A 9,868-nucleotide genomic window follows, 5' to 3' on the forward strand; every position below is an offset into this window, starting at 1 on the left:
ACTTTAAGTGAGGTGTTTTTAGTTGTAAACAAGGAACGTCTCCTTTCGTATGCGAAATACTTTACTTTTGTTTTTTAACATGCATCCAATAAGAAAGGTTGATCTACTGAAAAAGTAGTAACTTATAAATTATGTGTAGGATGGTTCACGATTTTTTTACGTTCCAAATTTTGAACAAATAGCGCTTGTACAATACCTCCAACTAATAAGAAGCTAGCACAAATATAAAATAGCATACTTCCATTTAACTTACTTAATAAAACTGCACCAATAACTGGTCCACACGTTCGAGATATATCCCAGTGTATACCGTAAATTGAAAAATATAAACCACGTTTATCATGAGGTGCAATTTCTGAAACGAATCGTAATAAATGGTTTAGAGCAATACTTTCTCCAATGACTAAAAAGAGTAAGGTGAAGAATAACGACAATATCGTCATTGAATAACTAAAGCCAACTGCAGCTATTGTATAACAGGCGTAAGAAATAAGAATAATTTTCGCCATAGAAAATTGTTCAGACCATTTCACGAGGAAAACTTGCAGGAAGATTTCCATAATAGCTTTGCATGTTGAAATAAAAACGAGTATGAGTTCGAAATCCAGAAATGTATGTTTCACGAAAATAGGATAATTTGTCTCAGTTTGTGCATAAAAAAAGCTAATAGGAAGTGTAGAAACCATAAGCCCAAATATGGCGTAATGTTTGTGTACAAAGTGTTTTGGAGATGACAATTTAAGTTTTTGCTTTGGCGTTGTAAGTGCTGGAGCAGTTTCTGGAAGCTGCGTCCATACAACTACTGCATATACCATAAGTGTAATACTTTGTATTATAAATAAATAATCAGGGTGAGTACGATAAAAAAAAGTACCAATTAAAGGACCGATTACGAAACCAATTGCCCCCATCGTTTGTAGAAGAGCAAAAATTTCTGCTTGCTGCTTTTGTTTTGTTAAATCAGCTATTTGTGCACGTTGAGCCGGAATATATAAGGAACGTCCAATCCCATTCATAACGTATAACAATGCAAATATAAAAACAGATTGAGCAAAGATGAAGCTACCAATTGCAACAGCTTGCAGTAATAAGCCGAGTAACATAATTTTCTTTCGCCCATATTTATCAGTAACTCCTCCAGCAATAAGGGTAAATACGATGTCTGAAAGTGGCTGTAGTCCAAAAATGATCATAGTTATTATTATATTACCATTTAACATTTCGTTAACATGAATAATCATAATGAGAGCTAACATAGATTCAGTCGTTCGGGTTAATAATTCACCACACAGTCTAATAAAAATAGGTTTATTGTAACGAAGTAAGAGATAATTCAATATTAATTCCTCCTTTCTATATTGAAATGATAAGATGAAAGAAGAATTGGAAAAAGGGTAGAAACAATAGGGAGTATTTTTCACCTTTTAGGGGGATTATGATGTTTATTTTAGATCAATACATTGAACTATGGATTGCTTATGGAAAAGGGGGAAAAGAGGGAGAACAATTGGAAGTAACAGTGCAAAATATATCTGAAACATTATTTTGTACAGAGCGTAATAGTAAATTAATTATAAAAAAATTAGATGAGTTAAATTGGATCAAGTGGTTTCCAGGTCGCGGCAGAGGAAATCGTTCTAAGTTAATATTTCAAAAGGACCCGATATCTTTAATTTTAGATAGAGGAAAAGAAATAACGAAAAAAGGGGATGTGAAAAGCGGAAGCATATTTGTGGAACGCTATAGCTCACATTTTCCATTAGTAAAGGAAGAATATCACTCCTGGGTGGATTCAATATTTGGTCATAAGATTGAAATGACATCTGAAGGGAGAAGAGATGTACTCCGGTTGCAAGTACAAATGAATTTAGATATCACATTAGATCCTGTATACGCTACAATGCGTTCAGAATGCCATATGGTAAAACATATATTCGATACACTCGTGTATGTAGACGGTAATACAAACATTATAGAGCCAAGACTTGCATTTCACTGGGAATATAATGATGCTGAAAAAATATGGACGTTTTATTTACGAAAAGGAGTTCACTTCCATAATGGAAAACAACTTACTGCACATGATGTTATATACTCATTGAATCGATTTATGAAGCTGGAAAATAATGCACACGCATGGATGTTACAACACGTTGAAAGTATTCGTTCAGTGGATGACTACGTTGTCGAAATTCAATTACATACGAAAAATCGAATGTTTTTACATATGCTAAGTGCAGAACAGTGTTCTATCGTGAATAAAGATGAAGCAGGAGAGCTAATTGGAACAGGGCCTTTTCAATTATATAAAAGTAATGAAAATTTGTTCATTTTAGAAGGTCATCCTTTATATTTTCGTGAAAGACCTTTTTTAGATCGTGTTGAGTTGTGGAATGTAGAACAAGGTGTAAGTACATACGATGTTTTAGTAAAGGCGCAGTATAAAGATAAAGAAAAACATAATAAAGAATTGTCTCGGCTTGAGTCGAACGTGACATATATAACATGTAATCATACGAAAGAAGGACCAATGCAAGATGAGTTATTTCGGAAAGCATTATATAAAATCATTCATGGTTATACAATCGTTCAAGAACTCGGCGGAGAACGTGGAGAAGTGGCACAGAAACTAATATTAGCAGGTGAAAGCATTGTAGAGATTGAGGAAGATGTAGAAAGTTTAATTAAAAGGAGTACTTATCATAATGAAGTGCTACAACTCTACACATTTACAGGACGAGATCATGTTGAAGATGCACAATGGATACAAAAAGAGTGTGTGAAGTACGGGATTCGTGTAGAAAATAATTTTCTTGACATAGAAGAGCTATTGGAAGTAAGTACGATACAAAAGGCCGATATGATGCATGATAGTGCCACAATAAGTGAACGAATAGAAGATAGTCTATTATATATGTTTCTTACAAAAAATAGTTTTATTCATGGACAAAGCAGCATGGACTTTCATGAAAAGTTATCTCCTTATTTTAAACAAGAAGAATTAGAGAAAAGAGTTACACTGTTACGCGATATTGAGGATACTTTGTTACGTCAAATTCATATTATTCCTTTATATCGTAATAAACAAGAGGTAAGTACACATGAAAAAGTCCAAAATATAATGATTAATTCACAAGGTTGGATTGATTTTTATAATATTTGGTTTAAATCTTGATATATAAGGTTTTTTGCGCATTTTCATAAGATGTGTAAAAGCCTTTTTTGTATGTAGGAATAGGTTTGTTTTACACATTGTTACGCTACTTGTGATAAAAGTCTATTTACAGCGTAACAGTGTTATGTTACATTGTTGTTAGGAAGGAGTGTTATACAGTTGAGTACAGATTTAATTTCAAAAAAAGATTTATTAGAACTAACTGGTATTTCATACGGACAGTTATATAGGTGGAAGAGAAAAAATTTAATACCGGAAGATTGGTTTGTACGAAAGTCAACATTCACAGGTCAAGAGACATTTTTTCCGAAAGAAAAGATATTAGAGCGCATCGATAAAATCCAAACGATGAAAGAGGATTTATCACTTGATGAACTAGCGAATATGTTTTCACCGAGTGTGAGAGAAATTCTTTTAACAAAGGAAGACATTTTACGTAAGGGGATTGCATCAGAACCAGTTTTACAATTTTTCATAGAACAAACGAATAAAACAGTAGAGTTTCACTTTGTAGATATTCTTTATGTGTACATGTTAGAAGAATTACTACAATCGGGAGAGATTAGTTTAGAAGAAGGAAAAATGGTCTTGCAAGTTTTACGTGATAATTATGAAGCGATTAAGCATAAAACTTGTGACTTAATCATCGTCCGAAAGTTAGGGATTTCTACATGTTTCTTAGTTTCAAACGTGGACGATTTAATTTTTGAAAAAGGTACTAAAATTGTTTTACACGAAGCGATTATGAAATATACCGAAGCATTAAAAACGAAACTGTTGTAGTGGAGGAGAAAGTATGCGTACAGATAATTTGATTATAAATGGTTACGGTTCATCGAATGGCGGCGAGTTTCATAAAGTGCAATTAAATGGAAAAGGGAATGTTAATGGAAATATTGAATGTGAGGAATTTGAATGTAACGGTTACGGTGCTGTTACTGGAAATTTGAAAAGTAGCAATGCAAGAATTAGTGGATCTGGTAAAGTCGATGGCACAGTTCATGCTGAAACGATGCGAATTGATGGAAAAGCAACAATTACGCAAGATGTGAAGGCAAACAGTTTGAAAATTGCAGGAAAAGGTACGATAGGTGGAAATGTCACTGGTGAAGAATTTAAAGTCAATGGTCAAGCTACAATTGACGGTAATTGTGAAGTGGATACTTTTTCTTCAGAAGGACAATTTACAATTGGCGGATTATTAAGCGCTGATGAAATAAATATTAATATTCACGGTACATGTCAAGCGAAAGAAATTGGTGGTCAAACGATTAAAGTAAGGCATAGATCAGGTACATTTAGTAGGCTATTTAAAACAGTATTTGGCTTGCAGTTAGAAGCCGAATTGTTAGAAGGTGACAATATCGATATTGATTATGCTCACATAAGAACGGTAAGAGGAAACAATGTTACAGTAGGACCGAACTGTGAGATTGAACTGATCGAATATACGGGTGTTCTTACTGTTGATAAAAATGCAAATGTAAAAGAAATTAAGCAGTTTTAACGGAAGGGGAAATCAGTATGGAACATCCACATAGTCTCACAGTAAATGGCTCTGGTAATTCAGCAGGCGGGGATTATAATAAAGTGAAGATTCGCGGTGAAGGAACGATTTCTAATGATATGAGCTGTAATGAATTTAAAACATACGGCACGAGTGAAGTGTGCGGTAATATGAAAGTGAAAAGTTATGTCGTGTATGGAGATAGTGAAGTACAAGGAAATGTAGATGCGGAATATGTAAAAGTATACGGAAATACACAAATGCATAGTGATGCTCATATTGAAAAAATAAAAGTAAGAGGTATGATAGAAGTTAAGGGGAAATTAACTGGTGATTTCGTAGATGTGAAAGGCGCTTTAAATGTAAAAGGAGATATTGAAGTTGAAGAACTATCACTAACTGGCGGCCTTGAAAGTGATGGATTACTTAATGCTGAAAATATTGAAATTTCACTTCGTTATGAAGGTAGCAAAGTAAGAGAAATTGGCGGTAAGAAGATTACCGTTCGTAAAAAAGTGAGATTTATTCCATTTACAAATCATGCTGGAAGCCTCCAAACGTCTATCATTGAAGGAGATGAGATTTATTTAGAGCATACGATTGCTGAAGTAGTAAGAGGAAATAATGTTACAATTGGTCCCGGATGTGAAATTAGTGTTGTAGAATATCATACTAGTTTTAATCAAAAAGGTAATGCAGTCGTAAAGGAACATAAACAAATATAAGTAGTATGAGGGAGAGCAAGAGATATGGTTGAGAAGAATAATAAGCTCGGCTTTGTTGTAGCGGGCTTATTGCTAGGTATTTTAATGGCATCAATGGATAATACCATTGTCGTAACAGCGATGGGAACAATCGTTGGTGATTTAGGAGGCCTTGAAAACTTTGTATGGGTCGTTTCTGCCTATATGGTCGCAGAAATGGCAGGTATGCCGATATTCGGAAAACTATCAGATATGTATGGTAGAAAGAGGTTCTTTATTTTCGGTTTAATCGTCTTTATGATTGGTTCGGCACTTTGTGGTACTGCTGAAAATATTACACAGTTAGGGATTTATCGTGCCATTCAAGGTATTGGCGGTGGGGCATTAGTGCCGATCGCGTTTACTATCGTTTTTGATATTTTCCCTCCTGAAAAGCGCGGGAAAATGGGTGGTTTATTCGGAGCAGTATTTGGTTTATCAAGTATTTTTGGTCCGTTGCTTGGTGCGTATATTACAGATTACATAAGCTGGCACTGGGTATTTTATATTAACTTACCGCTTGGCGTTTTAGCACTTATTTTTATTACATTCTTTTATAAAGAGTCACGAGTTCATAGAAAGCAAAAAATTGATTGGTTTGGCGCAATTACTTTAGTTGGTGCAGTAGTTTCTTTAATGTTTGCGCTTGAACTTGGCGGACAAAAGTATGATTGGGATTCTAACTTTATTTTAAGTTTATTTGGTGGATTCGCTATTTTAATTATTGCATTCATTTTTATTGAACGTAAAGTAGAAGAACCGATCATTTCATTTGAGATGTTTAAACAACGTTTGTTCGGAATGAGTACAATTATTGCTTTATGTTACGGAGCTGCGTTTATGTCAGCAACTGTATACATTCCATTATTCATTCAAGGTGTATACGGTGGCACTGCAACAAACTCGGGATTATTACTTTTACCAATGATGTTAGGTTCAGTCGTAACAGCGCAGTTAGGTGGGTTTTTAACGACAAAGCTTAGCTACCGAAACATTATGATCATTTCTGCGGTTATTATGCTAATTGGACTATTTTTATTAAGCACATTAACGCCAGAAACAAGTCGTGCATTATTAACAGTGTATATGATTATTATCGGATTTGGAGTCGGTTTCTCATTCTCTGTACTAAGTATGGCAGCTATTCACAATTTCGGTATGGAACAGCGCGGATCTGCGACTTCGACGAGTAATTTCATTCGTTCATTAGGTATGACACTTGGTATTACAATCTTCGGAATGATCCAAAGAACAGGTTTCCAAGATCAATTAGAAGAAGCATTTAAAGGTATGAGCGGGGGAATGAATACAAACACATTAGGGGATTCAAGAGCCATTTTATCAGAATCGGCAAGATCTCAAATCCCTCCGCAAATATTAGATAAAATTATTGATGCTCTTTCTAGTTCAATTGTTCAAACATTCATGTGGGCATTGGTACCAGCTGGATTAGCATTCATATTCATCTTCTTTATGGGAAATGAGCGTATGGTAATTAAGAAAGAACAAACAAATAAAAAAAGTGAAACATCAAAAGCGTAATGAAAAAGCTCCTTTCCAATTGGAAAGGAGCTTTTTCGTATGTATGGTATTAGATTAGCCTTCGATAATTTCGTATTCTTCGTCTGCAAGTAATAAAATTTGTGTTTTCTTACCTTTGTTTTGAACTTCGATTACATCGTATGCACCTAAGTCTCTTACTTTGCTTTGAGAAGCGTTAACCATAACTTCCATAGAATCGATTAAGATATCTTCTTCAATGTATGATTCAGGCAATGCCATATCTTCAGTTTCTAATACACATGCATATAGATTTTGTAAGTTTTCAGCAGTTGGGTTTTGTTCCTCAACATCAATGATGTTTTTTACTGCTTCCATATTTTCTTCTTTTACTTGGTATACTTTAATTTTAGCCATTGTTTTAATCTCCTTTATAACGTAATCGTAGAGGCTACACTTCATTATAACGTTTTTTTCATGAAAGATGAAATTGTTATATGTATTTATAGTAAAAATTATGTGTTATTACTCATTATTGGTGTAATTCCCTTACTAATATTATGAATAGGTAACGATATTCCTACGTTAAAGTTATATTGTCCAAGCTTTTTTGTTTTCCTTTCATATATATGTATTAGCTATTCTATATAGAGAAGGGATGGAGTGTAAGTGGATTGTGAGCCGAAACGTGATTGTGGGTGTTGCCAAAATAGTATATGTGAATTTTTACAAAGTCTAGAACCGTATACTAAAGTTGAAAGTATTGTAATAGCAGGAAACGAAATCGTTGTATCCTATTTTCTTTCATTTAATGCGATGAAAGGGATTGTATCATTCGTACAAGAAGACAGTGAGGTTATTTTTGTAGATTGCTCAAAAATTGATGCAATCCGAATAGGAAAAGTTTGTAGTTGCAAATCGAAAGTTAAATATATTGAAGAGGACTTTAGCTTGCTAGGAAATGTTTGCCCGCAATGTTTAACGGAGGGGAGTAGAATCTTTTTCGATTTTAATAATCCGGAATTAAATGTGTCTTTCCAAGCAACAACAATTAATCCACCTAGATGTACTGAATTTACAGATGAACTTGGGAATGTAGTAAAGCAAATTACTATAGTAGGCGAGGCGATTGTTTCTAGGGATTTCGTTCAAGTGCCTGAACTGTTAGGTTTTCGATTGCTTTTATCGCATCCAGCTGGAGATCCTTTAAACTACGGATTGTTATTTATTAATTTTCCTGATGCAATTTTTATTTTTATATTGGCATCAAGTGGATACCTTTCTATTTCGAACTGTTTAAAAATAGATAGTGGAACTGGTAATGCCGAAATAGAAGAGCTGAAAAAAATGATAAAGGATGACGATAGCACGTACAAGTCGGTTGTTAAATTGACTAAAGTATATAAGAACGGTGAGACGGAATCTTTTATTTATAAAAATGAGTTATAACATATCTATTGATTAACCCTCTTACATTATATTGAGGGTTTTTACATATATGAGGTGGATTGTAGTATTAAAGTAAGTGTTTTGTTAATAGGTAAGAGTAATTTCCTATTACAGAACGGTTTATTACAATAAATTATTTCAGTGAAGCTAGGGAGAAATTATTTAAGTAATCTAAATATAGTGAGGGCGTAACAGATAATATAGGTAAAACAAATAAGAAAAGGGCTATTTAAGCAGCCCTTTTTAATTATGTAATTAGCTCTTAGCAGTCTTTATCATTTTTATAAAGTTTTCCAAAACTGATATAATGTTTGATCAAGAATTGAATTATTTACTAAATTCTTTTTGAGCTGCCTTATAGCTTCCGATGATATTTTGGTAACTTGGGAGATGTTTAGCAAGTAAATTTCCAAAGCCTTCAATATCATTTCGCCAGTCACGCTGTAATTCTGCTGCCACGCTAAACCAGTTCATTAGTTGGACTCCTCCGTGAGCCATACGCATTAGGGCAGCATCAGCAACTTGTTTACTAAAAGTTCCGGACGCATCGGTTACAACAAACACTTCATAACCTGCCTTTACAGCTGATAGCGCTGGGAATGCAACACAAACATCAGTAACTACTCCTGCGATAATTAACTTCTTTTTACCAGTTGCCTCAATAGCTTTTACAAACTCTTCATTGTCCCACGCATTAATTTGTCCAGGGCGCGCTATTTTAGGCGCATTCGGAAATAATTCAATTAATTCTTGCATAAGTGGACCATTAGGACCGTCTTCGAAGCTAGTTGTTAAAATAACTGGTAAATCAAAAAAATTAGCGGTATTAGCAAGTGCTAAAACATTGTTCTTGAACTCATCAACGCCGTAGTCACGTACAAGGCTGGAAATAAGACCAGTTTGATGATCCACTAGAAGAACAGCGGCATCACTTTTTGAAAGACGAGAATAGAAATCAGACATTTTATAATCCCCCTTAAAAAGCTTATTTATAAATTAATCTTACATTTATTCAGTTTAATTGGATATATGGTTAAAACTTTATCAATAAATAGTTTTTATTTAGATAATAAGATGTACGTTCTAAAGTCGAAAAAGTGAGGCATTCTTATTTTATTAGATGTTATAATAATTTTATATTTGTGAATAATTTATAGTTATATAAAAATTAAGTTTAATAGGTGTTTTCTTATATGGTAAATGATTGATTGAAAAATTATATAAGTTTATTTTAAAAGATTTAGAATAAGATTGATTTTATAGAAGGCGGGAATGTAAATGATACATGAAGCGAATATACATACAAGAAAAAAACTAGTTTCTATGTTTGATGATTTCAATAACGTTATTTTACTTTCTTATTTACAAGGGCATATGGGTACTGCTTGGGTAAATGATCTTGAAAATCCAACAGTAGCACAAGTTACGGTAGGAATTTTCACATTTTACGCTGGAGACCCAAATGTGCAAGAAACAGAAGAGTTATTACGTAAT

At 33.7% G+C, this 9,868-nt stretch carries 10 protein-coding genes; 7 read left to right on the top strand and 3 right to left on the bottom strand.

Annotated features, from left to right (window positions below; translation table 11 throughout):
• Nucleotides 1-122: 122 nt before the first annotated feature.
• Nucleotides 123-1,337 (bottom strand): MDR family MFS transporter, encoded by a 1,215-nt coding sequence (locus tag JFU02_RS07795; RefSeq protein WP_001108452.1) that lies wholly within the window; start codon nucleotides 1,335-1,337, stop codon nucleotides 123-125.
• 101 nt (nucleotides 1,338-1,438) lie between these two features.
• Between JFU02_RS07795 and JFU02_RS07800 the strand changes: the two genes are divergently transcribed.
• The 5 genes from JFU02_RS07800 to JFU02_RS07820 all read left to right on the top strand — a co-directional run bounded on the left by JFU02_RS07800 (nucleotide 1,439) and on the right by JFU02_RS07820 (nucleotide 6,967).
• On the top strand, nucleotides 1,439-3,175 hold the full coding sequence (locus JFU02_RS07800) for an ABC transporter substrate-binding protein (protein ID WP_201070639.1): 1,737 nt from the start codon (nucleotides 1,439-1,441) through the stop codon (nucleotides 3,173-3,175).
• 159 nt (nucleotides 3,176-3,334) lie between these two features.
• Nucleotides 3,335-3,958 (top strand): YhbD family protein, encoded by a 624-nt coding sequence (locus tag JFU02_RS07805; RefSeq protein ID WP_061666570.1) that lies wholly within the window; start codon nucleotides 3,335-3,337, stop codon nucleotides 3,956-3,958.
• A gap of 13 nt (nucleotides 3,959-3,971) precedes the next feature.
• Entirely contained in the window at nucleotides 3,972-4,682 is a 711-nt protein-coding gene (locus JFU02_RS07810) for a bactofilin family protein (RefSeq protein ID WP_061666571.1), read from the top strand.
• 17 nt (nucleotides 4,683-4,699) lie between these two features.
• Nucleotides 4,700-5,407, top strand: a complete 708-nt coding sequence (locus tag JFU02_RS07815) for a polymer-forming cytoskeletal protein (protein ID WP_086407448.1) — start codon at nucleotides 4,700-4,702, stop codon at nucleotides 5,405-5,407.
• A 24-nt stretch (nucleotides 5,408-5,431) separates the two neighbouring features.
• Nucleotides 5,432-6,967 (top strand): MDR family MFS transporter, encoded by a 1,536-nt coding sequence (locus JFU02_RS07820; RefSeq protein ID WP_000229632.1) that lies wholly within the window; start codon nucleotides 5,432-5,434, stop codon nucleotides 6,965-6,967.
• A 54-nt stretch (nucleotides 6,968-7,021) separates the two neighbouring features.
• Here JFU02_RS07820 and JFU02_RS07825 read toward each other — a convergent pair whose 3' ends face one another.
• The gene (locus JFU02_RS07825) at nucleotides 7,022-7,342 is read right to left on the bottom strand and encodes a hypothetical protein (RefSeq protein ID WP_001062742.1); all 321 of its coding nucleotides are present in this window, start codon (nucleotides 7,340-7,342) and stop codon (nucleotides 7,022-7,024) included.
• A 252-nt stretch (nucleotides 7,343-7,594) separates the two neighbouring features.
• On the opposite strand from JFU02_RS07825, the gene JFU02_RS07830 reads away from it, so the two are divergent.
• Nucleotides 7,595-8,374, top strand: a complete 780-nt coding sequence (locus tag JFU02_RS07830) for a BC_2878 family exosporium-associated protein (protein WP_061666573.1) — start codon at nucleotides 7,595-7,597, stop codon at nucleotides 8,372-8,374.
• A gap of 327 nt (nucleotides 8,375-8,701) precedes the next feature.
• Here JFU02_RS07830 and ycaC read toward each other — a convergent pair whose 3' ends face one another.
• Nucleotides 8,702-9,337: an isochorismate family cysteine hydrolase YcaC gene (ycaC, locus tag JFU02_RS07835; RefSeq protein WP_001279448.1), complete on the bottom strand. Its 636-nt coding sequence runs from the start codon at nucleotides 9,335-9,337 to the stop codon at nucleotides 8,702-8,704.
• A gap of 315 nt (nucleotides 9,338-9,652) precedes the next feature.
• Here ycaC and JFU02_RS07840 point away from each other — a divergent pair.
• A partial coding sequence (locus tag JFU02_RS07840) for a GNAT family N-acetyltransferase (protein WP_201070640.1) occupies nucleotides 9,653-9,868 on the top strand: 216 nt, incomplete at its 3' end.

Origin of the sequence: Bacillus sp. TH13, from assembly GCF_016651175.1 — a bacterium.
Classification (GTDB): Bacteria; Bacillota; Bacilli; order Bacillales; family Bacillaceae_G; genus Bacillus_A; species Bacillus_A thuringiensis_S.